General features: G+C 71.5%; 21 protein-coding genes. 12 read left to right on the forward strand and 9 right to left on the reverse strand.

Translation table 11 applies throughout. From position 1 onward, the window contains the following. Positions 1–17: 17 nt before the first annotated feature. The 4 genes from ACEZDE_RS23055 (at position 18) to ACEZDE_RS23070 (ending at position 4,306) form a co-directional block, all read left to right on the forward strand. A complete protein-coding gene (locus tag ACEZDE_RS23055; RefSeq protein ID WP_380538845.1) occupies positions 18–1,379 on the forward strand; it encodes an amidohydrolase family protein in 1,362 nt (453 codons plus the stop codon). After that, positions 1,376–2,623, forward strand: coding sequence for an amidohydrolase family protein (locus ACEZDE_RS23060; protein ID WP_380538847.1), 1,248 nt, complete (start codon positions 1,376–1,378; stop codon positions 2,621–2,623). The genes ACEZDE_RS23055 and ACEZDE_RS23060 overlap by 4 nt, the downstream gene beginning before the upstream one ends. A 112-nt stretch (positions 2,624–2,735) precedes the next feature. Continuing rightward, a complete protein-coding gene (locus ACEZDE_RS23065) occupies positions 2,736–3,623 on the forward strand; it encodes a sterol desaturase family protein (protein ID WP_380538849.1) in 888 nt (295 codons plus the stop codon). Beyond that, positions 3,620–4,306, forward strand: coding sequence for a lysoplasmalogenase (locus ACEZDE_RS23070; protein ID WP_380538851.1), 687 nt, complete (start codon positions 3,620–3,622; stop codon positions 4,304–4,306). The genes ACEZDE_RS23065 and ACEZDE_RS23070 overlap by 4 nt, the downstream gene beginning before the upstream one ends. On the opposite strand, the gene ACEZDE_RS23075 is transcribed toward ACEZDE_RS23070, so the two are convergent. After that, positions 4,231–5,058, reverse strand: coding sequence for an exodeoxyribonuclease III (locus ACEZDE_RS23075; protein ID WP_380538853.1), 828 nt, complete (start codon positions 5,056–5,058; stop codon positions 4,231–4,233). The genes ACEZDE_RS23070 and ACEZDE_RS23075 overlap by 76 nt on opposite strands. A 147-nt stretch (positions 5,059–5,205) precedes the next feature. Between ACEZDE_RS23075 and ACEZDE_RS23080 the strand changes: the two genes are divergently transcribed. Further along, on the forward strand, positions 5,206–6,228 hold the full coding sequence (locus tag ACEZDE_RS23080) for a cytochrome c oxidase assembly protein (RefSeq protein WP_380538855.1): 1,023 nt from the start codon (positions 5,206–5,208) through the stop codon (positions 6,226–6,228). Positions 6,229–6,238: 10 nt separating this feature from the next. Here ACEZDE_RS23080 and ACEZDE_RS23085 read toward each other — a convergent pair whose 3' ends face one another. The 6 genes from ACEZDE_RS23085 to ACEZDE_RS23110 all read right to left on the reverse strand — a co-directional run bounded on the left by ACEZDE_RS23085 (position 6,239) and on the right by ACEZDE_RS23110 (position 11,598). Then, positions 6,239–6,988 carry an ABC transporter ATP-binding protein gene (locus ACEZDE_RS23085; RefSeq protein ID WP_380538974.1) on the reverse strand — a complete coding sequence of 250 codons (750 nt, stop codon included), beginning with the start codon at positions 6,986–6,988 and terminating at the stop codon, positions 6,239–6,241. A gap of 85 nt (positions 6,989–7,073) precedes the next feature. Continuing rightward, a complete protein-coding gene (locus tag ACEZDE_RS23090) occupies positions 7,074–8,000 on the reverse strand; it encodes an ABC transporter permease (RefSeq protein WP_380538857.1) in 927 nt (308 codons plus the stop codon). Positions 8,001–8,113: 113 nt separating this feature from the next. After that, positions 8,114–8,986: a glycosyltransferase family 2 protein gene (locus tag ACEZDE_RS23095; RefSeq protein WP_380538859.1), complete on the reverse strand. Its 873-nt coding sequence runs from the start codon at positions 8,984–8,986 to the stop codon at positions 8,114–8,116. 11 nt (positions 8,987–8,997) lie between these two features. After that, positions 8,998–9,816 carry a CDP-alcohol phosphatidyltransferase family protein gene (locus tag ACEZDE_RS23100; protein ID WP_380538861.1) on the reverse strand — a complete coding sequence of 273 codons (819 nt, stop codon included), beginning with the start codon at positions 9,814–9,816 and terminating at the stop codon, positions 8,998–9,000. Continuing rightward, entirely contained in the window at positions 9,794–10,855 is a 1,062-nt protein-coding gene (locus ACEZDE_RS23105) for an iron-containing alcohol dehydrogenase family protein (RefSeq protein ID WP_380538862.1), read from the reverse strand. Before ACEZDE_RS23105 ends, ACEZDE_RS23100 begins: the two co-directional genes overlap by 23 nt. Next, entirely contained in the window at positions 10,843–11,598 is a 756-nt protein-coding gene (locus ACEZDE_RS23110) for a phosphocholine cytidylyltransferase family protein (RefSeq protein WP_380538864.1), read from the reverse strand. Before ACEZDE_RS23110 ends, ACEZDE_RS23105 begins: the two co-directional genes overlap by 13 nt. A 365-nt stretch (positions 11,599–11,963) precedes the next feature. Between ACEZDE_RS23110 and idi the strand changes: the two genes are divergently transcribed. Further along, complete coding sequence (gene idi / locus ACEZDE_RS23115) at positions 11,964–12,557, forward strand: isopentenyl-diphosphate Delta-isomerase (RefSeq protein WP_380538866.1); 594 nt, start codon at positions 11,964–11,966, stop codon at positions 12,555–12,557. 90 nt (positions 12,558–12,647) lie between these two features. Here idi and ACEZDE_RS23120 read toward each other — a convergent pair whose 3' ends face one another. Then, positions 12,648–14,738, reverse strand: a complete 2,091-nt coding sequence (locus ACEZDE_RS23120; RefSeq protein WP_380538868.1) for a beta-galactosidase — start codon at positions 14,736–14,738, stop codon at positions 12,648–12,650. Positions 14,739–14,870: 132 nt separating this feature from the next. Continuing rightward, complete coding sequence (locus ACEZDE_RS23125; protein ID WP_380538870.1) at positions 14,871–16,280, reverse strand: GH1 family beta-glucosidase; 1,410 nt, start codon at positions 16,278–16,280, stop codon at positions 14,871–14,873. Positions 16,281–16,730: 450 nt separating this feature from the next. Between ACEZDE_RS23125 and ACEZDE_RS23130 the strand changes: the two genes are divergently transcribed. From ACEZDE_RS23130 to ACEZDE_RS23155, 6 genes are all read left to right on the forward strand, one after another. Then, positions 16,731–17,756: a LacI family DNA-binding transcriptional regulator gene (locus ACEZDE_RS23130; RefSeq protein WP_380538872.1), complete on the forward strand. Its 1,026-nt coding sequence runs from the start codon at positions 16,731–16,733 to the stop codon at positions 17,754–17,756. 105 nt (positions 17,757–17,861) lie between these two features. Continuing rightward, complete coding sequence (locus ACEZDE_RS23135) at positions 17,862–19,544, forward strand: ABC transporter substrate-binding protein (protein ID WP_380538874.1); 1,683 nt, start codon at positions 17,862–17,864, stop codon at positions 19,542–19,544. A gap of 100 nt (positions 19,545–19,644) precedes the next feature. Then, positions 19,645–20,772, forward strand: coding sequence for an ABC transporter ATP-binding protein (locus ACEZDE_RS23140; RefSeq protein WP_380538977.1), 1,128 nt, complete (start codon positions 19,645–19,647; stop codon positions 20,770–20,772). Continuing rightward, a complete protein-coding gene (locus ACEZDE_RS23145; protein ID WP_380538877.1) occupies positions 20,769–21,749 on the forward strand; it encodes an ABC transporter permease in 981 nt (326 codons plus the stop codon). The genes ACEZDE_RS23140 and ACEZDE_RS23145 overlap by 4 nt, the downstream gene beginning before the upstream one ends. Positions 21,750–21,752: 3 nt before the next feature. Continuing rightward, positions 21,753–22,898, forward strand: a complete 1,146-nt coding sequence (locus ACEZDE_RS23150) for an ABC transporter permease (protein ID WP_380538880.1) — start codon at positions 21,753–21,755, stop codon at positions 22,896–22,898. Beyond that, positions 22,895–23,893, forward strand: coding sequence for an ABC transporter ATP-binding protein (locus tag ACEZDE_RS23155; RefSeq protein WP_380538883.1), 999 nt, complete (start codon positions 22,895–22,897; stop codon positions 23,891–23,893). The genes ACEZDE_RS23150 and ACEZDE_RS23155 overlap by 4 nt, the downstream gene beginning before the upstream one ends. Positions 23,894–23,956: the final 63 nt, after the last annotated feature.

Raw genomic sequence — 23,956 nt, forward strand, 5'->3', positions numbered from 1 at the left:
ATTCCGGAGGAGGAGTGATGGCCGATCAGGAACCGTATCTGGTCATCTCGTCGGACTGCCACGCCGGGCTGCCGACCGAGCAGTACCGCCCCTACCTGGAGTCGGCGCACCACGCCGCCTTCGACGGCTTCCTGGCCGAGGCCTCCGCCCGGCGGGAGCAGGCGACCCGGCTCGGGGTCCGCAACGAGGCGTTCGCGCGGAAGTGGTTCGAGGAGCACGAGGAGGGCCTGCGCGGCGGCTGGGACGCGGCGCAGCGCGACAAGGAGCTGGACGGCGACGGCGTGGCCGGGGAGGTGGTGTTCCCGGACGCGGACGCGGTGGACAGCACCACCGCCGCGCCCTTCGGCGTCGGCCTCGGCCTGAGCGGCGACCAGGACCCGGTGCTCGGCATGGCCGGGGCCAAGGCGCACAACCGCTGGCTGGCCGAGCTGATCGCGGACAGCGCGCAACCGGAGCGGCACGCCGGGGTGGCGCTGCTGCCGATCACCGGCGAGGTGGGGGCGGTGGTCGCCGAGGTGCGCCGGGCGCACGCGTCCGGGCTGCGCGCGGTGATGATCCCGTCCATGTGGGTCGACAAAGCGCCTTATCACGACCGCCGCTACGACCCGGTCTGGGCGGTCTGCGCGGAGCTGGGATTGCCGGTGCTCACCCACTCCGGCGCGGCCCCGCGCCATGAGTACGGCGACCACCTGGGCATCTACGTCACCGAGGTGACCTTCTGGCCGTCCCGCCCGCTGTGGTTCCTGCTCTGGTCCGGGGTGTTCGAGCGCTTCCCTGGCCTGCGCTTCGGGATCGCCGAGTCCGGCTGCTGGTGGCTGCCGAACCTGCTGTGGTTCATGGACCGGCTCTACCTCGGCGCGCACGGCGGAAAGAAGCTCTCGCCGTTCTCGGAGCTGACCATGGCTCCCAGCGCGTACGTGGACCGCAACTGCTTCATCGCCGCGACCAACACCAAGCGGCGCGAGCTGGCCCAGCGCTACGAGATCGGGGTCGGCAACATCTGCTGGGGAAGCGACTTCCCGCATCCGGAGGGGACCTGGCCGAACACCCGGCAGTGGATGCGGACCACCTTCCACGACATCCCAATCGCGGAGACCCGGCAGTTGCTGGGGCTGTCCTGCGCCGAGGTGTTCGGCTTCGACCTGGCGCGGCTGGCCCCGATCGCCCGCCGGATCGGCCCGACCCCGGCCGAACTGGGCCAGCCGGCGGACCAATCGGCGGTCGAAGCGGCCTGGGCCCCGGCCCGCGAGGTCGGCCGGCACTGGCTGACCGGACACGACTTCCCGTTCATCGGCACCGCCCGCCCGTCGCCCACCACCACCCTTGCCGGAGGCGCTTCGCGCCACACCCCTGATCCGACCGAGGGGAGCACACTGTGACGGACCGTCAGACCCCGCCCCCCGAGCGCTACACCGTGATCTCGGCCGACTGCCACGCCGGGGCGGACCTGCTGGACTACCGCCCCTACCTGGCCTCGCGGCACCACCGGGCCTTCGACGCCTGGGCCGCGGACTACGTCAACCCCTTCGCCGACCTGCAGGCCCCCGAGGCCGACCGCAACTGGGACAGCGACCGCCGGCTGGCCGAGCTGGAGCAGGACGGCGTGGTGGCCGAGGTGGTGTTCCCCAACACCGTCCCGCCGTTCTACCCCAGCACCTCGCTGACGGCGGCTCAGCCCACGGCCGAGGAGTACGAGCTGCGCTGGGCCGGGCTGCAGGCGCACAACCGCTGGATGGCCGACTTCTGCGGCCTCGCCCCCGGCCGCCGGGCCGGGACCTTCCAGATCCTGCTGGGCGACCTGGACGCGGCCGTGGCCGAGGTGCGCCGCTGCCACGCGGCCGGGCTCACCGGCGGCGTGGTGCTGCCCGGCGTCCCGCCCGGAGCGCCGGTGCCGGAGCTGTACTCGGCGGTCTACGACCCGCTCTGGGCGGTCTGCGCGGAGCTGGGCGTGCCGGTGAACCACCACGGCGGCTCGGCCGGTCCGGTGCTCGGCGAGGAGCCGGCCGCGCGGGCGGTGTTCATGGTGGAGACCACCTGGTTCTCGCACCGGGCGCTGTGGCACCTGGTGTTCGGCGGGGCGTTCCGGCGCTTCCCGGAACTGCGGCTGGTGCTGACCGAGCAGGGCTCGGGCTGGATCCCCGGCGTGCTGGACATGCTGGACTACTACCACCGGCGGCTGGTCGGCGCGGCGACCCGGGCGTCCACCGCCGAGTCCAAGTTCGGCGCGGGCCTGGCCGAGGCGATGGGCGCGGGACCGCGCGCGGTCTGGGAGCGCAACTGCTTCGTCGGCGCCAGCTTCATGCGGGCGCACGAGGTGCCGCTGCGCGAGCGGATCGGCCTGGACAAGATCATGTGGGGCAGCGACTTCCCGCACGACGAGGGCACCTACCCCTACACCACCGAGGCGCTCCGGACTGCCTACGCCGGGCTGCCGTTCGCCGAGGTGGCGGCCATGGTCGGCGGCAACGCGGCCCGGGTCTACGGCTTCGACCTGCCCGCCCTGGACACGCTCGCGGCCAAGGCTGGACCGCTGGTGGACCAGGTCGCGCTGCCGCTGGACGCGCCGCCGCCGGGGGCGACCAGCCCGGCCTTCGCGACCGGGGGCTCGGTCCGGGTCTGGTAGCAGTGGGACGCGCGGGAGCAGGGGGACGGCCGGGGCGCGCGGCGGGGAGATTTTCCTACGGGTGGGTAACAACCCCTATGCAGGGAAGTCTCCCCGTTCTACGCTCCCGATCATGCCGAACCTGCCCGATGCCGTGCTCTGGTCCGTCCCCGCGTTCGTCCTGCTGACGATCGTGGAGATCGTCTCCTTCTTCGTCCACCCGGACGAGGACGAGCAGGGCTACGCCAAGAAGGACACCGCGACCAGCCTGGCCATGGGGCTCGGCAGCCTGGGCACCAACCTGCTCTGGAAGCTCCCCGCGTTCGCGCTCTACAACCTGCTCTACGCCGCCACCCCGCTGCGGGTGCCGCTGCACTGGTGGACCACCGTGCCGCTGATGCTGCTCGGCCAGGACCTCTGCTACTACTGGGCGCACCGCTCGACCCACCGGATCCGGCTGCTCTGGGCCCAGCACGTGGTGCACCACTCCAGCCGGCACTACAACCTGTCGACCGCGCTGCGCCAGCCGTGGACCGACCTGACCTTCGGCGTCTTCTACCTGCCGCTGATCGTGCTCGGGGTCTCCCCCGCGGCCGTGGCCTTCTGCTCCTCGGTCAACCTGGTCTACCAGTTCTGGATCCACACCGAGCGGATCGGCACCCTGCCCCGCCCGTTCGAACTGGTCTTCAACACCCCGTCGCACCACCGGGTGCACCACGCCTCGCAGGGCGGCTACCTGGACCGCAACTTCGGCGGCATCCTGATCGTCTGGGACCGGCTGTTCCGCAGCTTCACCGCCGAGACCGACCGGCCGGTCTACGGCCTGACCAAGAACATCAGCACCTACAACCCGCTGCGCGTGGCCACCCACGAGTACGCCGCGATCGGCCGCGACCTGGCCGCCGCCCGCGGCTGGCGCGAGCGCGCCGGCTACCTGTTCCGGGGCCCCGGCTGGCAGCCCGCCGACCTGGCCGCGGCCACCGCGGCGGCGAAGCAGCGGGACGCGAAGGTCGCCGCGTGACCCGCTCGCGGGCGATGACGGCGTATGCCGTCCTCGGCGCGCTGCACCTGGTGTTCCTGCTGGTCGGGCTGGGCCTCGGGGCGGATCTGACCAAGCCGCTGCTCATGCTCGCGCTCACCGCCGCGGTCGGCGCCGCCGCGCCGCGACTGCTGCTCGGCGCGCTGCTGGCGTCCTGCGCCGGGGACCTGTTCCTGATCTTCGGCGGCGGCTGGTTCCTGGTCGGCATGGGCGGCTTCGCCGTGGCCCACGTCTGCTACGTCACCCACTTCGTCCGCACCGGCGCGCTGCACGACCGGGCCCGGCTGCTGCGCACCGGCGCCCCGTACGCGGTGGTCTGGGCGGTGCTGATCACCCTGCTCTGGCCAGACCTGGACGCCGGGCTGCGGATCCCGCTCGCCGTCTACAGCCTGCTGCTGACCGCGACCGCGGTGACCGCCGCCTGCGCCGGACCGCGGACCGGCCTCGGCGGCGCGCTGTTCCTGGTCTCGGACAGCCTGATCGCCACCGACCTGGCGCACTGGCCGCAGCTGCCCGCGGCCGGCTTCTGGGTGATGGCGACGTATCTGACGGCCCAGTACCTGCTCGCCACCGGCATCGTCCGCCGGGCTCAGAGCGCCAGGTCGACCACCACCGGGGCGTGGTCCGAGGTGCCCTTGCCCTTGCGGGCCTCGCGGTCCACGTAGGAGTCGCTGACCGCCGCCACGAACGGCTTGTTGGCGTAGGTGAGGTCGATCCGCATGCCGTAGTTCTTGGGGAAGGCCAGCCCCCGGTAGTCCCAGAACGTGTAGGGGTGGTCGTACTTCAGCGGGCGCGGGAAGACGTCGGCGAGGCCGATCTCGCGCAGGTCGGCCAGCGCCTGCCGCTCGGGCTCGGTGACATGGGTCAGGCCCTCGAACTTGGCGACGTCCCAGACGTCCTGGTCGGTCGGGGCCACGTTGAAGTCGCCCAGGACGGCGAACGGCCGCGCCCCCGCGGTGTCCTCGCGGACCGCCTCGCGCAGCGCGGCCAGCCACTCCAGCTTGTAGCCGTAGTGGGCGTGGCCGACCTCGCGCCCGTTGGGCACGTACACCGACCAGACCCGGACCGGGCCGCAGGTCGCGGCGACCGCGCGGGGCTCCTGCTCCGGCTCGGCGGCGATCAGGGTGTCCGCGGCGGAGTCGGCGTCGGCGAGGTAGCCGGGCTGGCCCGGCAGGCCGCGGACGACGTCGGCCAGGCCGATCTTCGACAGCACCGCCACGCCGTTCCAGCGGCCGGTGCCGTGCGCGGCGGTCTCGTACCCCAGCTCGGCGACCGCGTCGAAGGGGAAGGCGTCGGTGGCGCACTTCAGCTCCTGCAGGCAGAGCACATCGGGCTGGGCCGAGGCCAGCCACTCCAGCAGCTTCGGGAGCCGGGCGTTGACCGAGTTGATGTTCCAGGTGGCGACGCGAACGGTCATCGGAGGGCTGCTTCCGTACGGTGACAGAGGGACGCCATTAACTTACCGCGAGAGACTGACAACGGGCCCCGCCTGAAGATCGCTCCGGGCGCAGGAGCAGAATCGGAAGCCGGACCACCGGACGGCGAGGACGGGAAGAACGGCGTGATGGAGATGCACCTGGCTGCTGCCTACTCCGGACCCCCGGCCTGGACCTTCGGCCGGGCCTTCAGCTCCTGGCAGCTGGAGCCGGTGGTCCTGGCCCTCGCCGTGCTCGGCACGGTCGGCTACCTCTACGGCGTCCACCGGCTGCACCGGTCGGGGACGGCCTGGTCCTTCGGCCGCGGCTTCGCCTTCGTGCTGGGCATGGCGCTGTGGGTGTTCACCACCTGTGCCGGGCTCGGCGTCTACGAGAAGGTGCTGTTCACCGACCGCGCGGTGCAGTCGGTGCTGCTGCTGATGGTGGTGCCGCTGCTGCTGGCGATGGGCGCCCCGGTGACCGTGCTGGTCGAGGCGGCCCCCGAGGCCCGGCGGGAGCGGCTGCGGGCGGCGCTGCGCGGGCGGGCCGCGCAGGCGCTGATGTTCCCGCTGGTGTCGACCGTGCTGCTGATCGTGCCGCCGTGGCTGTTCTACTTCAGCCCCTGGTACCGGCTCTCGCTCACCACCGGCGGCTGGAACACCGCGTTCCACGTCGGCTTCGTGCTGTTCGGGCTGGCCTACTTCTGGCCCCGGCTGCAGATCGACCCGGTCGCCAAGCACTACCACCCGCTGCTCGGGGTGACGATCACGGTCGCCGAGGTGATCTTCGACGCGGCGCTGGGCTTCGTCCTGGTCTTCGGCTCGACCCTGCTGGTCCCGCACTACTGGGAGGCGCTGGGCCGCCCCTGGGGCATGTCGCCGCGGACCGACCAGTCCTGGGGCGGCGCGGTGCTGTGGGGTCTCGGCGACATCGCCGGGGTGCCCTTCCTGGTGGCGCTGATCATCCGGGTGATCCGCGAGGAGCGGGTCCGCACGGTCGCGGTGGACCTGGAGCTGGACCAGCAGGAGCGGGAGCAGCACGAGCAGAAGGAGCGGGAGCAGCAGCCGTCCGTTCCCGCGGCGGCGGCCTCCCCCGCCCCGGAGGAGGGCCTGCGCCCGTGGTGGCTGGACGACCCCAGCCTCGCCCACCGCTACGGCGGCGGCGAGCGCTGAGCAGCCCCCGCTACTTGCGGTCCTTCATATAGGACTCGTAGGCCTCCACGATCTCGTCGGTCGGCCCGTCGGCGCGGATCACGCCGTGCTCCAGCCAGATCGTCCGGTCGCAGGTGTCCCGGATCGACTTGCTGCTGTGCGAGACCAGGAACACCGTCCCGGCCTCCTCCCGCAGCTCCTTGATCCGGGCCTCGCTGCGCCGCTGGAACGAGGCGTCGCCGGTGGACAGCGCCTCGTCGATCAGCAACACGTCATGGGTCTTCGCCGCCGCGATGGAGAACCGCAGCCGGGCTCCCATGCCGGAGGAGTAGGTCCGCATCGGCAGCGAGATGAAGTCGCCGCGCTCGTTGATCCCGGAGAAGTCCACGATGCCCTGGTAGCGCTCGCGCACCTCGGCGTAGGACATCCCCATCGCCAGGCAGCCGAGGACCACGTTGCGCTCCCCGGTCAGGTCGTTCATCATCGCCGCGTTCACCCCGAGCAGCGACGGCTGCCCGTCGGTGTAGATCGCCCCGGACGCGGTCGGCAGCAGGCCGGCCACCGCCGCCAGGGTGGTCGACTTGCCCGAGCCGTTGGAGCCGATCAGCCCGATCGCCTCGCCCTTGTACGCGGTGAAGCTGATCCCGCGCACCGCGTGCACCTCGGACAGCGCCGGGGAGGCCTTGCGCCGGACGATCCGGGACAGCGCCGAGGTGGCCGAGCCCCGTCCGGCGCCGGAGCCGTAGATCTTGTAGACGATGTGGACGTCGTCCACCACCACGGTCGGGGTGCGTGCCGCGCCGCCGCCGTAGGAGCCGTTGGACGAGCCGCCGTAGGAGCCCTGGAACGAGGCCGCGAAGGGGGAGTCAGCCACGGCCGTACTCCGCCTCCGCCTTCCAGAAGAAGGCATAGCCGCCCAGCACCACCAGCAGCGACCAGACCAGGGCCGCGATCCAGGCGTGGTGCGGGACGCTGCTGGCCGGGACCGAGTCCATCAGCGCGAACCGCATCATGTCGTTGAACAGCAGCGCCGGGTTGAGGTTGAGCAGGGTGGCCACCCAGGCCGGGTGCCCGGAGGCGAGGTTGCTGACGCTCCAGAAGACGCCCGAGGCGTACATCCAGGTGCGCAGGATGAACGGCATCAGCTGGGCCAGGTCGGTGGTCCTGGCCCCGATCCGGGCCAGCGCCAGCGCGAGCCCGGCGTTGAACAGGGTCTGCAGCAGCAGGATCGGGATGATCAGCAGCCAGCGCAGGGTGACCGGTTCACCGGTGGCCAGGATGATCGTGATCAGCACGCCCATCGAGAACAGCAGCTGCTGCAGCTGCATCACCGTGGCCGCGATCGGCAGGCAGGCCCGGGGGAAGTGCAGCGCCCGGACCAGGCTGAGGTTGTCGGCGATCGAGCGGGTCCCGGCCAGCACCGCGGACTGGGTGAACTGGAAGACGAAGACCCCGGTGCAGAGGTACGCGATGAAGTTGGGGATGCCCCGGTTGGTCCCCAGCAGCAGACCGAAGATCAGGTAGTAGACGGCCGCGTTCAGCAGCGGCGTCATCACCTGCCAGATCTGCCCCAGCCGGGCGCCGGTGTACGCGGCGGTGTTCCGCGCGGTCGCGTAGGCCAGGATGAAGTGCCGCCGGGACCAGAGCTGCCGGGTGTACTCGGGCAGGCTCGGCCGCCGGCCGCTGACGCTGAGCCCGTAGGCCGCGGCCAGCTCGGCCGGGCTCGGGCCGGGGTCGGCCGTCCGGATCGCCGCCGTCCCGGCAGCCGGGGCCCCGCCGCTGTACTCGTCCACTTTCCGACGGTCTCACGGCCCGGCCGGTCCGGCAGTCCGGATACCGCCAAAGCGGGCACGGGGGCCCGCCCTGGCGGTCCGTCAGCGCAGCGGTCCAGTCGTCTGCCGACCGGTCAGACCAGCGGGGGCCGTCCCAACCGGGTCATCCGCCAGACCGTGCGCCAGCGGATCGGCCGGCGCGGGCCGCAGGGGCTGCGCCAGCCGTCGGCGAAGCCCGCGAACCACGCCTTCAGCGCCCCCGGCGACCGGGTCCTGAGCAGCGTGAGCAGCACCCAGCTGCCCAGGTAGACCGGGACGATCGGGGCCGGCAGGTTGCGCCGGGCCAGCCAGACCCGGTTCCTGGCGATGTTGTGGTTGTAGACCGCGTGCCGGCTCGGCGGGGTCTTCGGGTGGTGCAGCACGATGTCCGCGCGGTACTCGATGTCCCAGCCGGCGTCGAGGGCCCGCCAGGCCAGGTCGGTCTCCTCGTGGCCGTAGAAGAACTCCCCCGGGAGCTGGCCCGCGGTGGCGAAGACCTCGCTGCGGACCGCGCTGGCCCCGCCCAGGAAGGTGGTGGTCCTGGACGAGCGCAGCGGGTCGGTGGCGCGCAGCCGGGGCACGTGCCGCCGCTGGGTCTCGCCGGACTCCGGGTCGGCGATCCGGAAGCTGACGATGCCGAGCCTCGGGTCGGCGGCGAAGGCGGCGCGGATCCGTTCGGCGTCGCCGTCCTGCGGGAGCAGGCCGTCGTCGTCCAGGAAGAGCACCGCGTCGACGTCCGAGCCGTCCTTGCCGAAGGCCTCGATGCCGACGTTGCGTCCGCCGGGGATGCCGAGGTTCTCCGCCGTCTCGACCCCGCGCACGCCCGCGGGCAGCTCGGGCAGCGGGACGCCGTTGGCGACCACGACCACCTCGACCGGCGCGCCGTGCTGGACCGCGACCGACTCCAGCAGTGCCTTGAGCTCCACCGGGCGGGTGCCCTGGGTGAGCACCACCGCTCCGAGTTTCATTGCCGGACCGCTCATCGCAACCTGCTCGACAGCACGATGCTCAGCAGGTGCAGCAGAGTCTGGACCACGGCGATACCGGCCAGCACGGCCACGGCGAGGCGGGTGAAGAACAGGTCGCCGTGGGCGAAGTCGGCGATCCCGGCGACCAGCAGCACCAGCGAGGCCTCGACTCCGCCGATCAGGCGGTGCAGCTTGAGTCCGGCCGCGAGCTTGCGCAGGGTGGCGACCCCCGAGGCGCGCGGCACCGAGGCGGAGTCGTCGACGGCGGACAGGCCGCGGCGGATCCGGGCGACGTCCACCAGGTCGGTCTCCGCCTTGATCAGGATGGCGCCGAGCGCGGCGACGGTCCCGAGGAAGGCCCACATCCAGTCGGTCGTCCCGCTGGACCGGAACAGGTCGGCGGCCCGCAGTCCGGCGCCGGTGAGCAGCGCGGCCTCGGACAGGTAGTGGCCGACCCGGTCCAGGTAGACGCCGGTGGTGGAGGTCTGCTTGCGCCAGCGGGCGAGCTCGCCGTCGACGCAGTCCAGGCCCAGGTAGGCCTGGATCAGCAGGGCGGCCAGCACCGCCCCGGTCAGACCGGGGATCAGCAGCGCGGCGCCGCCGAGGACGCCGGTGAGCATCATCAGCCAGGTCAGCTGGTTGGGGGTGACCGGGGCGGTGATCAGGTGCCGGGTGACCCGGGAGGAGATCCGCCGCATGTAGAGGCGGCCGGCCCAGTGCTCGCCGGAGCGCCGCTGCAGCATGCCCTCGGGATGGGCCACGGCGCGGAACTCCGCGATGGTGGGCTTGCCCTGGGCGGGGGTTCGTTCAGGAGCTGACGTGTTTGACATAGTCGGTGTACGCGTCCCGGATGGCTGTGGGGTCGAGGTCTAGGTGCTCCAGGATGGTGAAGCGTCCTGGGCGGGTCTGCGGAGCGTAGTGCACGGCGGCGACGAACTCCTCGTCGCTGAAGCCGATCTGATCGGCCGTCACGGGCAGCCCGTGCCGGGCCAGGACGGCGGCCATCTCCCCCGAGAGGTCGGCGTCCCCGCGCAGGTAGCTGGCGAAGGCCCCGCCGAGGCCGCACTGCTCGCCGTGCTGGGCGGAGCGGCCCGGGTAGAGGATGTCCAGCGCGTGGCTGATCTCGTGGCAGCCGCCGCTGGTCGGCCGGGTGCTGCCGCTGATGTTCATGGCGATGCCGGACAGTACCAGGGACTCCGCCAGCGCGATCAGCAGGGTGTCGTCGGCGATCGTGCCGGGGTGGCGGAGCATCAGTTCCCCGGCGCTGCGGCCCATCGCGATGGCCAGGCCGTCGACCTGCTCCCCGGTCTCCCGCTGGGACAGCTCCCAGTCGGCGCAGGCGGAGATGTTGGACAGGACGTCGCCGATCCCGGCGGCGACGAAGCGCCCGGGGGCGTCCCTGATCACGTCCAGGTCGACGATCAGCCCGATCGGGCTGGGCACGCCGTAGGAGCCGCGTCCGGCGTCGTTGTCCAGGGTGGAGACCGGGGAGCAGATGCCGTCGTGGGCGAGGTTGGTGGCCACCGCGACCATGGGCAGGCCGATCCGCGCGGCGGCGTACTTGGCCGCGTCGATGATCTTGCCGCCGCCCAGGCCGACCACCGCGTCGTAGGTGCCGGAGCGCATCCGGTCGGCCAGCTCGACCGCGGCGTCCAGGGTGCCGCCGGCCATCGGGAACCAGTCGACGCCGGGCAGCTGCGGGGCGAGCCGCTCGCGCAGCGCGGCCCCCGAGCCGGCGCTGACCGCGACGGCCAGCCGCCCCGAGGCGGAGATCCGCTGGTCGGCGAGGATCGAGCCGAGGTTCTCCAGCGCGCCGGCCCGGATGTCGACCACCAGCGGCGAGGGGACCAGACGGGTCAGTACCGGCACGCGATCTCCCGTCCCCTGGCCAGGTCCTCGTGGTTGTCGATCTCGACCCAGGAGACGTCGCCGATCGGCTGGACGTCGATCCGCAGGCCGCGGTCCACCATCTCCTGGTAGCCGTCCTCGTAGTAGAGCTGCGGGTCGCGCTCGAAGGTGGCCTGCAGCGCGGAGGCGAGGTCGGCGGCGGCGGACGGGTTGACCACGGTCAGCCCGATGTACTCGCCGGTGGCCTCGGCGGGCTCCATCAGCTTGGTGATCCGGCGCATGCCCGCGGCCGGGTCGACCACGACCTTCATCTCCTCGTCGGCGAGCTTCTTCACGGTGTCCAGCGCCAGCAGGATGCCGGGCGCGGCGCCCTCGGCGGTGAGCCGGGCGTTGCCGTCCAGCATGGTGCGCTGCACCGAGGCGGGGTGGACCGTGTCGCCGTTGGCGAGCAGCAGGCCCTCGGCGAAGAGGTCGCGGGCGCACCAGAGCGAGTAGGCGTTGTTCCACTCCTCGGCCTTGTCGTTGTCGACCAGGGTGAGGCTGATGCCGTACTTCTGTTCGAGGGCGGCCTTCCGCTCGTACACGGCCTCGGCCCGGTAGCCCACCACGACGGCGACGTCCCTCAGGCCGACCTCGGCGAAGTTGCCCAGAGTGAGGTCCAGGATGGTCCGCTCGCCGTCCACCGGCACCAGGGCCTTGGGGAGGGTGTCGGTGTAGGGGCGCAGACGGCGTCCGGCGCCGGCGGCCAGAACGAGGCCGATCATGTGGTTCTCCGGTCCTTGTAGCGTGCGAGGGCGTCCCGGGGGAACAGGGCTGCCCTGGCGATCGTAGGCGACCGCGGGCACCGGGTGACACGCGGAGGCCGTGTGGACGAGGGGCGAATGGGGGATGGAGACTCGGATCGGTCCGAATGTCCTACCGGTGTTCGATCATCATCGCGGACAGTGACACCGGGCCACAAGCCGCGTCGTCCGGGCGGGCTGCGAGTCCGTTCGAGCGCACCACCCGATAGGGTCTTCACGCTGACCGGCACAGCCCCGTACGGCAGACTGGTCAGCGGCGGTCTCCGCCGTCGAGGCCGGGGACAGCGCCCCGGTGCGTTCGTCACACCCTGCCGAAAGGTCCTGCATTGTCGACGTCGACCAGTTCTGCGATTGCCCAGGCTGAGACCGCCCTGACCGCGCCCGAGATCCTGCTGGAACTGGTCGACGAGCAGGGTCGGACCATCGGGACGGCGGAGAAGCTCTCCGCCCACCTGGCCCCCGGGCAGCTGCACCGCGCGTTCTCCGTCTTCCTGTTCGACACCGGGGGCCGGATGCTGCTGCAGCAGCGCGCCCTGGGCAAGTACCACTCCCCCGGCGTCTGGTCGAACACCTGCTGCGGGCACCCCTACCCCGGCGAGGCCCCGTTCGCCGCCGCCGCCCGGCGGACCGCCGAGGAGCTGGGCCCGGCCCCGGTCCGGCTGCAGGCGGCCGGCACGGTCACGTACCACCACCCCGACGAGGCCACCGGGCTGGTCGAGAAGGAGTACAACCACCTCTTCGTCGGCATCGCCGAGGCCGAGCAGGACCCGGACCCGGACGAGGTCGCCGCGGTCCGCCTGGTCACCCCGGCGGAGCTGGCCGAGCTGCGCGGCGCCAAGCCGTTCTCGGTGTGGTTCGGCACGGTCCTGGACGCCGCGCTGCCCGCGGTCCGCGAGCTGCTGCCCGACGCCGGCTGGTAGCCGGGGAGGTCCTGCCGACAGGCATGGCGCAGGGGCGGGGCCGGGGTTCGCGGCCCCGCCCCTGCGTCGTCTGTTCAAAGGCGCCCCAGTTCAGGGACGCAGCGTGCGCAGCTCCCCCGCCACCCGGGCCAGGTCGGCCGGGCCCTCGGCGCGGACCACGGCGCCGCCGAGCGCGACCGACGGCGTCACCGCCGACGCGAGGTAGGAGTTCAGGCCGGTCAGCAGGAAGTCGTCCAGCTCCCCCGCCACCACCCGGAGCAGCGCCGCGCCGCCCTTGGCGCCCTCCAGGGTCACCGTCCCGACCCGGTCGCCGCCGAGCGGCAGCGCGACCGTGACCGGGCCCTCGCTGTCGCTCTGCACCAGCACGGTCAGATAGCCGGTGTCCGGGCCGACGGTCCGCCAGTAGGCGTCCGCGTGGCCGGAGAGCACCGTCGGCGCGCCCGCGGCGGCCTCGGCGGACGGGTTGTCAGCGGCGGGGGCACCGGCGACCGCCGCCAGCGCCTCGGCCAGCACCGTGCACGGCCGCAGCAGCTCGTCCAGCCGCGGCACCTCCCCGCTCAGCTCGACCGTGTGCCCGGCCGCCAGGTGGTCCGCGAGCAGCCGCTGCACCGAGGCGTGCATGAAGGGGCCGCCGTGCAGCACCAGGTGCGGGTGGCCGGCCAGGGTCTGCGGGTCGGCGCTCTCCAGGTCCACGATCCGGTAGTCCTGCCCGGTCCCGCGCATCCGCTCGTGGAAGGCGCGCAGCTGACGGCCGCAGCCGGTCCCGCTGTCGTCGTCGGCCGCCCAGGCGGCGACCGCGGCGTACGGGGCGTAGAGGCCCCAGCTCGGCCCGGTGACCTGGGTCGCGGCCAGGAACTCGGCGCCGTGCAGCGCGAAGAAGTCCGCCAGCATCCGGACCGTGCCGGCCTTGTCGGTCGGGTTGCCGTGCTGGTCGATCGGCGGGCAGTCCGGGTAGGGCGCGCTGTGCATGACGTCCATGTCGTCGCCCCAGCCGGAGGTGGCGACGCCGGTGTAGACGTTGATCCCGGTGGCCCCGGCCGCCAGCGCCAGCAGGCTCTGGTGGAAGCTGGTCGCCCCGGCCGCGTAGGCCCGGTCGTACAGCTCGGAGAAGCCCCAGTTCTCCTCCAGGTTGGGGCCGGGGGCGCGCTTGGCGGCGAGCACGTAGCGGGCGTGCGAGGTGCGGTCGGCGGAGACCACGCCCATCCAGTTGGTGAAGCCGTAGTGGATGCCGTTCCAGCGCTCCGGGCGGACCCGGGACAGCCAGCCGTCGAACGAGTGCGGGTGCTCGGCCGGCGGGTTCAGGTTGACCAGCACCGGGACCTCCGGCGCCAGCGCCTCGGTCCAGCTGTGGTAGGCCTCGGCCAGCAGGTCGGAGTGGAACCGGCCCCAGTCGGCGCGGGCCAGCTGCTCCTGGACGCTGCCGGCCGCCCGGCGCTCGCGCGGCGGCTGGACCTCGGCCCAGTCGGTGTGCGCGGTGCCGTGCACCTGGTTGTAGCCGTCCAGGCTGCCGTAGTGCTCGCTCAGGCCGCTGCGGAAGAAGGCCAGCCCCGGGGCGCTGTAGTCGTAGGACCAGAGCGGCAGGGCGCCGTCGGTGAACAGCCCCTCGTTGGCGATCTGGACCAGCACCACCGGTCCCTCCGGGGTGGTGGCGGCCTGCAGCACCTCCTTGCCGACGGCGCGCATCCACTCGCCGACCCGAGCCGAGAAGTACGCGCCCTGCGGGGACGGCAGCGGCCAGCGCTCGACCAGGCCGTCCGCGCCGAGGACCGAGCCGTTCCAGAGCACCGGGTCGCCGTAGGCGTCGAGGGTCGGCTCCACCTCGGGGTTGACCGCGGGGCAGATCCAGTCCGGCAGGCCGCCGTAGTTGGTCTCGGCGTGGATGAAGGGACCGGGCTTGGCGATCACGCTCAGCCCGAGCTCCGCGCAGATCCGCAGGTAGCCGAGCAGGTCGCGGTCGGGCCTGGTGGCGCCGGTGAAGTCCGGCGGGACGTCGGCGTCGGGCTGGTGGTGCCGCCAGGGGAAGTAGCTGGTGACGACGCGGATCCCGGTCTCGTCGCGCAGGGTCCGCAGCCGTTCCCGCCACACCGACGGATCGTCGCGGTAGTAGGGGTAGTCGGCGGTGGCGAGCAGGCCGGGGGCGCCGTCGGTGTGCAGTACGCCGTCACGGAGCTCGATGCGCACGGGGGGTCCTCTCGGGGCGGGGACTGATGGTCAGTCGGGGATGGTGCTGGGCATGGTGCCTGTGCCGTCGGCCGGAGACGGGCAGGAGCCGCCGCCCGGCCTGGGCCGGGCGGTGCCCCTGCGCCGGACGCGCTAGGCCTCGCGGTTGCGGCGGATCGTGTCCGCGAACCAGAGTCCGCTCTGCTTGACGGTCCGCGCCTGCGTCTCGTAGTCCACGTGGACGATGCCGAAGCGCTTGTCGTAGCCGTAGCTCCACTCGAAGTTGTCCAGCAGCGACCAGGCGAAGTAGCCCCTGATGTCCGCCCCGGCCTCGCGCGCGTCGGCGACCGCGGCCAGGTGCTCGACGAAGTACGCGGTGCGGTCGGCGTCGTCGACCCCGCCGTCCGGGCCGACCCGGTCGTCGAAGGCCGCGCCGTTCTCGGTGACGTAGAGCGGGACGCCCGGGTAGTCGCGGCCGAGTCGGACCAGCAGGTCGGTGAAGCCGTGGGGGGTGATCTCCCAGTCCATCGCGGTGACCGGGAGGCCCTGCAGCACCTGGCGGACCACCGGCAGGCCGTCCACCTCCCGGCGGCCGTCCTCGTCGGTGCCGGAGAAGTAGTGGCTGGTGTAGTAGTTGACGCCGAGGAAGTCCAGCGGCTGGGCGATCACCGAGAGGTCGCCGTCCTGCACCGGGAGCTGCACCCCGCGCGCGGCGAGGTCGTCCACCACGTCCACCGGGTAGCTGCCGTGCACCAGCGGGTCGGTGTAGACCCGGGTGCCGAGGCCGTCGGCGCGGCGGGCCGCCACCGCGTCCTCCGGGGCGTCGGTGGCCGGCAGGGTGTGCGCGGTGTTCAGGGTGATGCCGACCTGGATCGGCCCCGGCGCGGTCTCCCGCAGCCGCTGCGCGGCCAGGCCGTGGCCGAGCAGCAGGTGGTGCACCGCGGCCATGGAGTCGCCGAAGTCCTGCCGCCCCGGCGCGTGCCGGCCGGTCTCGTAGCCGAGCACGGCCGAGCACCAGGGCTCGTTCAGGGTGGTCCACCAGCTGACCCGGTCGCCGAGCGCGTTCATCGCGATCTCGGCGTAGTCGGCGAAGCGGTGGGCGGTGTCGCGGGCCGGCCAGCCGCCCGCGTCCTCCAGCTCCTGCGGCAGGTCCCAGTGGTACAGGGTGACCCAGGGCAGCACCCCGCGCTCCAGCAGCCGGTCCACCAGACGGTCGTAGAAGGCCAGGCCGCGCGCGTTGGCGGGGCCCTTCCCGCCCGGCTGGATCCGCGGCCAGGACAGCGAGAAGCGGTACGAGTCGACGCCGAGGCCGGCGATCAGGTCCACGTCCTCGGGCATCCGGTGGTAGTGGTCGCAGGCGACCTCACCGGTGTGGCCGCCGAAGGTCGCGCCGGGGACGCGGCTGAAGGTGTCCCAGATGGACGCCGTCCGGCCGTCCTCCAGCTCCGCTCCCTCGATCTGGTACGCGGAGGTCGCGACGCCCCACAGGAAGTCCGTGGGGAAGCGGGAGCCGACGTCGGCGCGCGGTTCGGGCGCGGACGAGCGGTCGAGGCTGGTCGTCATGGTTCTCCAGTGGGATACGGCGGGGACGGGTGAGCGGGGCGCTGGTTCAGGGCGGGGCCAAGCACGCGATCAAGAGAGAGCGCTCTCTCACTGAGTGGAGTGTCGCGCCAGACCTCCATGAGCGTCAAGGCCCAGAGTAGAACCAGTCGTTTGCATGCGAGACATGAAGACAGGTCACATCCCTGCAACGTCGTTGACTTCGAGTCTTGACAGCAACCGCACCCCGAGGCAAGCTCCGGGCAGGCAGAGAGCGCTCTCCAGGCCCTGGCCTCAAGTTAACTCTTTGTTGCCGGAACGTGATTGACGTGACGGAGATTACCTTGGTTGACTCTGCGGCGGAACCGGTTCCGTAACCGGTTCCCGAACTGGCTTCCAAGACTTGGCAATTCACCCCGAATCACCCTGAGTAGGACAACTACGACCACCGATCAATGACGAACGGAGGCGGACGTGCCGATCACCATCGCCGATGTGGCAGCACATGCCGGGGTGAGCAAGACCACGGTCTCGCGGGTCCTCAACGGCAAGGGCGAGCTCAACGCGGCCACCGCCGCACGGGTCCGCCAGGTGATCGCCGAACTCGGCTACGTCCCCAGCGCAGGCGCGGTCGGCCTGGCCCGGGGGCGCACCCAGATCGTCGGAATGCTGGTCCCCTCACTGACCTGGCCGTGGATCGGGCAGGTGCTCCAGGGCGTGATCGACGTCGTGGAGGCGGAGGGGTTCGGACTGCTGCTGTTCACCTGTGACCGCGGCGAGGACTCGCTGCGGCGCTTCGCCAAGCAGGTGTCGGCGAAGTCCTTCGACGGCCTCCTGGTGATCGAGCCCGAGGGGACCCTGGACTACATCACCGAACTGCACCACGCCGGCCTGCCGGTCGTCCTGATCGACGACCGGGGCCACCGGCCGCTGTTCCCCTCCGTCGCCACCACCGACCGGAGCGGCGGCGAGCAGGCAGCCCGCCACCTGCTGGAACTCGGCCGGGAGCGGCCGGTGGTGCTCACCGGTCCGGAGAGCTTCGGCTGCACCCAGGAGCGGCTGGCCGGCTTCGCCGACGCCTACGCGGAGAGCGGGCACCCCCTGTTCCCCGAGCAGGTCGTGGTCGGCGACTTCACCTTCGAGCAGGGAAGGGCCGCCGTCACCGCGGTCCTGAGCACGGGAATGACCTTCGACGCCGTGTTCGCCCAGAACGACCTCTCCGCGACGGGCGTCCTGCTCGCCCTGCGCGAGGCCGGGATCCGGGTCCCGGAGGACGTGGCCGTGGTCGGCTTCGACGACGTGCCGCTCGCCTCCTACAGCGACCCGGCGCTCACCACCGTGCACCAGCCGCTGCGCGAGATGGGCGACGCAGCCGCCCGGATGCTGCTCGCGCACTTCAAGGGCGTCCCGCTGCCGACTGCGGCGAGCGTCCTGCCGACCCACCTGGTGGTCCGGGACTCCACCCGGCCCAGGACCGCCACCGTGCCCGCGCCCCGGTAACCGGGGACAGCGACCGCCCGTAGCCGCACCACCCGCACTGCCGGCAGCACCCGCACCACCGAAACCACGCTCACTCCTTGCCCGACACCTCTGAAGTGGGGATTCATGCGCCTCAACCGCACTGCCGCCGCCGCCATCGCCGGCGGCCTGGCGATCACCTGCCTCGCTGCCTGCAGCAGCACCAATGCCTCCCACAAGGCCGGCGCCAGCACCGGCGCCAAGGTGCAGCCGCTGAGAATCGGCATGCCCGACGGTCAGATCACCGCCAACAACAACCCGTACCTGAGCTCCTCGGCCAGCTCGGCCCTCGGCTACCGCTTCATGATCTACGAGCCCATCGCGATGGTGAACGAGACCAAGCCCGCCGACCCGGCCAAGCCGTGGCTCGCCACCAAGTGGGACTGGACCAACAACTACAAGACCATCACCCTCACCGTACGTGACGGCGTGAAGTTCTCCGACGGCTCCGCGATGACCCCCGCCGACGTGGCCTACTCCTTCCAGATCCTGAAGGACAAGTCGGCGCTGAACTACAACGCGCTGCCGATCGACTCGGTCAGCACCACCGGCAACACGGTCACCGTCAACTTCACCGACTCGATGTTCGTCTCGCAGGCCAAGGTCCTGAAGACCTTCGTCATCCCGAAGGCGCAGTGGTCGGCGATGGCCGACCCGACCACCGACGTGGTGAAGAACCCGATCGGCACCGGCCCGTACACCCTGAAGTCGATCACCAGCCAGAACGCCGACCTGGTCGCCCGCACCACCGGCTACTGGCAGGCGCTGCCCAAGGTGAAGGAGCTGCTCTACACCTCCTACACCGACAACAACGCGCAGACGACCGCGCTCGAGGCCGGGCAGTCCGAGTGGTCCTACGTCTTCATCGCCAAGGCCCAGCAGGCCTACGTGGCCAAGGACCCGGCGCACAACCACCTGTTCTTCCCGCCGAACATGAGCGCGGACGGCCTGTGGATCAACACCACGGTCAAGCCCTTCAACGACCCGGTGCTGCGCCAGGCGATGTCGATGGTGGTCAACCGCGAGGACATCTTCAACATCGGTGAGTCCGGCTACTTCAAGCCGCTGGTCGACAGCATCACCGGCCTGCCCACCCCGGCCGGCACCCCGTTCATCGTGGACAAGTACAAGGGCCAGACCGCCAAGGTCGACGTCGCCGGCGCGATAGCCAAGCTGAAGGCGGCCGGCTACACGCTCACCGGCAACGTGCTCAAGGACAAGACCGGCAAGCCGGTCACCATCACCCTGACCGACCCGGCCGGCTGGTCCGACTACCAGACCGACCTGACCATCATCGCCGACAACTTCTCGAAGATCGGCATCAAGGCCAAGGTCGACGCCGCCGACGAGAACAAGTGGACCACCGACATCGCGTCCGGCAACTTCCAGGCGGCGATGCACTGGACCAACGGCGGCTCCACCCCGTACGACTACTACGAGAACATCATGGACGGCGCCAACCTCAAGCCGATCGGCACGCAGAGCCAGAACGGCAACTACGGCCGCTACAACAACCCGGCCGCCACCGCCGCGCTGAAGGCCTACGCCAACGCCCCCGACGACGCCAGCCGCCTGACCGCCCTCACCACCCTCGAGGACCTGATGGTGAACGACGTCCCGATGATCGCCACCTCGGCCGGCAACCTCGGCGCCGAGTACTCCACCAAGAACTGGGTGGGCTGGCCGGACGACAGCAACAGCTACGCCGGCGCCCAGCCGACCATCCCCGAGGCGCTGGACGTCGTCCTGCACCTGACCCCGGCGAAGTAAGCAGCCAGCCGCACCTCCTCCCCGTTCCCGGTCCTCCGCCCCCTCCCCGGGGCGGAGGACCGGGGGCCACCGACATCACGATGGGATACCGGGCATGACGTTGAGCCAAACGTCCTCTCCACCGGCGCCACCGGACAGCGAGACGGTTCTTGAGGCGGACGGCCTCACCAAGCACTTCGCGGTGCGCAAGAGCGGCCGGCAGGCCATGACCCGCGCTCCACGCGTCGTGCACGCGGTCGACGACGTCACCCTGAAGCTGCGCCGCGGGCGGGTCACCGCGCTGGTCGGCGAGTCGGGCTCGGGCAAGTCCACCGTGGCGCGGCTGCTGGCGCAGCTGTACCCGCGCACCGGGGGCGACATCCGGCTGCACGGGAAGTCGGTGACGGTGAAGGGCGGCCGGCGCTTCCGGGCGTACAACCGCAAGGTGCAGATGATCTTCCAGGACCCGTTCGCGTCGCTGAACCCGGTCCACACCATCCGCTACCACCTGACCCGGGCGCTGCGGATCCACGGCAACGCCGGCAAGGGCGCGGACGGTCTGCAGCAGGCCCTGGAGCAGCTGCTGGAGCGGGTCCAACTCACCCCGGCCACCCGCTACCTGGACAAGTTCCCGCACGAGCTGTCCGGCGGCCAGCGCCAGCGCGTCGCGATCGCCCGCGCCCTCGCGGCCGATCCCGAGGCGCTGCTGGCCGACGAGCCGGTGTCGATGCTGGACGTGTCGATCCGGCTCGGCGTGCTGAACCTGCTGCGCGACCTCAAGGAGCGGCTGAGCCTGGCCATCCTCTACATCACCCACGACATCGCCTCGGCCCGCTACTTCGCGGACGACACCATGGTGATGTACGCGGGGCGGATGGTGGAGGGCGGCTCCAGCGAGGTGGTCACCCAGCACCCGGCCCACCCCTACACCCAGCTGCTGATCAACTCGGCGCCGGACCCGGACCGCATCCTCGGCGAGGGCACCCCGGACGACACCGAGGACACCAGCGGCGGCGAGCCGCCGAGCCTGATCGACCCGCCGTCCGGCTGCCGGTTCAACCCGCGCTGCCCGCACGCGATGGAGATCTGCCGGACCGAGCTGCCGCCGCGCTTCGACATCCCGGTCCCGGTCGAGCTGTCCGCGACGGTCGGGGCCCCGGTCGGCGAGGAGTCGCCGCACTGGGCGGCCTGCTGGCTGTTCGACCAGACCCGCGCCACCGTGCCGGCCGGGACGGAGGCCTCCCAGTGAAGTACTTCCTGCAGCGCGTCGCGTTCTACGTGTTCACCGCCTGGGCCGCGATCACCATCAACTTCTTCATCCCGCGGCTGATACCCGGCGACCCGGTGATGGCCCTGATCAACAAGAACCGGGGCCAGATCGACACCAAGGCGATCGCCTCGCTCTACGTCCTGTTCGGGCTGAACAAGCACCAGAGCCTGTGGTCGCAGTACACCTCCTACCTGGACCAGCTGGTCCACGGCAACCTGGGCATCTCCTTCTCCAACTTCCCGACCCCGGTCTCCAGCATCCTGTGGCAGAGCCTGCCCTGGACGGTGGGCCTGGCCGGCGTCGCCATCATCATCAGCTTCGCCACCGGCACCTTCCTCGGGGTGCTGTCCGGCTGGCTGCGCGGCTCGCGGCTGGACTTCCTGCTGCCGATCACCACCTTCGTCTCCTCCATCCCGGCGTTCTGGCTCGGCCTGCTGGCCATCGCCGCGGTGATCGCCACGCACAGCCAGTTCCCGGTCTCCGGCGGCTACGACCCCTCGCTGGTGCCGGGCACCGACACCGAGTTCCTCAGCAGCGCGCTGGAGCACAGCTGGCTGCCGCTGCTGGTGCTGGTCGTCACCACGATGAGCGGCTGGATCCTCAGCATGCGCAACATGATGGTGACCGTCGGCGCCGAGGACTACATCACCGTCGCGCACGCCAAGGGCCTGAGCGACCGCCGGGTGATGTTCAACTACGCGGCCCGCAACGCGCTGCTGCCCAATGTGTCCGGGCTGTCGCTGTCGCTCGGTCAGATCCTGGGCTCCACCCTGCTGGTGGAGATCGTCTTCAACTACCCCGGCATCGGCTTCGAGATGCTCCAGGCCGTGGGCTCGACGGACTACCCGCTGATGCAGGGCATCTTCCTGTTCATCACGCTCGCCGTGCTGCTGGCCAACCTGCTGGCGGACATCGCCTACCTGATCCTCGACCCGCGCACCCGCAAGGAGGGCTGAGCGATGACCACCGCAGCGTCCAGTACCGCGCTGTCCACCAGCGGCGCGGTCCCGCCGCCGGACCCGTCCGCGACGGCCCCCGGGAAGGGCCGGGCCAAGCGCCGGCACCTGCGCTTCCTGTCCAGCCCCAAGGCGGCGACCGGCAGCTTCATCCTGCTGTTCTTCACCCTGATCGCGATCTTCGGCCCGACCATCGCCCCGCACGACCCGACCGCGCGCTCGTACGACCTGCTGCAGGGCCCCTCGGCCAAGCACATCTTCGGCACCACCCACCTCGGCCAGGACATCTTCAGCCAGGTCATCGACGGCACCCGCAGCGTCATGTACGTCGGCCTGCTCTCCGGCGCGGTCGCCTCCGCGCTGGCGGTGCTGATCGGGGTGAGCTCCGGCTACCTGAGCGGTCTTGCCGCCGACCTGCTCTCGGCGCTGACCAACATCTTCCTGGTGATCCCGGCGCTGCTGCTGATCATCATCATCACCTCCAGCCTGCCCAGCGGCGGCGAGACCCTGGTCGCGCTGGTGATCGGCTTCACCTCGTGGGCCTGGGGCGCCCGGGTGGTCCGGGCACAGACGCTGTCACTGCGACGGCGCGACTTCATCGAGGCCGCGCGCGCGACCGGCGAGTCGACCTGGCGGATCATCCTGTTCGAGCTGCTGCCCAACCTCAGCGCGGTGATCATCTCCGGCTTCATCGGCACCGTGATCTACGCGGTGATGAGCGAGATCACCCTGGCCTTCATCGGCGTCCAGGGCCTCGCCGCCTGGAACTGGGGCAAGATCCTCTACTGGGCGCAGAGCCAGCAGGCGCTGGACCTCGGCGCCTGGTGGTGGTTCGTCCCGGCCGGTCTCGCCATCGCCCTGCTGGGCACCGCGCTGGCGCTGGTGAACTTCGGCATCGACGAGTTCGTCAACCCGCGGCTGCGCAACAACACCGAGCGCGGCCTGAAGACCGCCGACGGCCGCCCGGTGAAGATGCGGGTCGGCTTCACCCCGGTCGTCATCGCCCGGTCCGCCGATCCGGAGCCGGTGGTGTTCACCCCGGTCCGCACCGGCACGATCGAGACCGACGAGGTCGTCGCGTCGACACCGTCGGTTCCGCGTCAGCAGCAGGGCACCAGCAGCACGAGCAGTGAGGACGAGACGCAGTGAGCAAGGACCCGGTACTCGACATCAAGGGCCTCTGCGTCGACTACGGCTTCGGCGAGGACTCGGTCCAGGCCGTCCGCGACGTCAATCTGACGCTGCACCGCGGCGAGGTGCTCGGCCTGGCCGGCGAGAGCGGCAGCGGCAAGTCCACGCTGGCGTACGGCCTCTCCCGGCTGCTGCCGCCGCCCGGGGTGATCACCGGCGGCAAGGTGATCTACCACCCGCCGGGCGAGCCGCCGGTGGACGTGCTGCAGATGGACGACGACGCGCTGCGGCGGTTCCGCTGGGCCGAGACGTCCATCGTGTTCCAGGGCGCGATGAACTCGCTGAACCCGGTGCACACGGTCGCCGCCCAGCTGATGGACGTGCTGGCCGCGCACGAGCCGGGGATGAGCCGCGAGGCCAGGCTCGACCGGGCCAAGGAGCTGATGCGGCTGGTCGGCATCTCCCCGGACCGGCTGAACAGCTACCCGCACCAGCTGTCCGGCGGAATGCGCCAGCGGGTGATGATCGGGATGGCCCTGGCGCTGGAGCCGCAGGTCGTCATCATGGACGAACCCACCACCGCGCTGGACGTGGTGATGCAGCGTCAGATCCTGCGCCAGCTGGTGGACCTGCGCGAGCGGTTGGGCTTCTCGGTCCTCTTCATCACCCACGACCTGTCGCTGCTGGTCGAGTTCTCCGACCGGATCGCCATCATGTACGGCGGCCGGATCGTGGAGGAGGCCCCGTCCGCCAAGCTCTACCGCGACTCGCTGCACCCCTACAGCGACGGCCTGCTCAACGCCTTCCCCCCGCTGCGGGGCGAGCGCCGCGAGCTGACCGGCATCCCCGGCTCCCCGCCGGATCTGCGCTCGATGCCGACCGGCTGCGCCTTCAACCCGCGCTGCCCCAAGGCCTTCGACCCCTGCCGGACCGACCTGCCCCCGCTGGTGGTCCCGGCCGACCACCCGGACGGCGACCGCACCGTGGCCTGCTGGCTGCACCCGGGGGCCTGAGCCCCGGGCCCGCCCGCGGCACCCGCTGCCTGACGCCACGTCAGGACCGCACCGCCCCGCCGA

The organism is Streptacidiphilus cavernicola (assembly GCF_042510955.1).
Taxonomy (GTDB): Bacteria; Actinomycetota; Actinomycetes; order Streptomycetales; family Streptomycetaceae; genus Streptacidiphilus; species Streptacidiphilus cavernicola.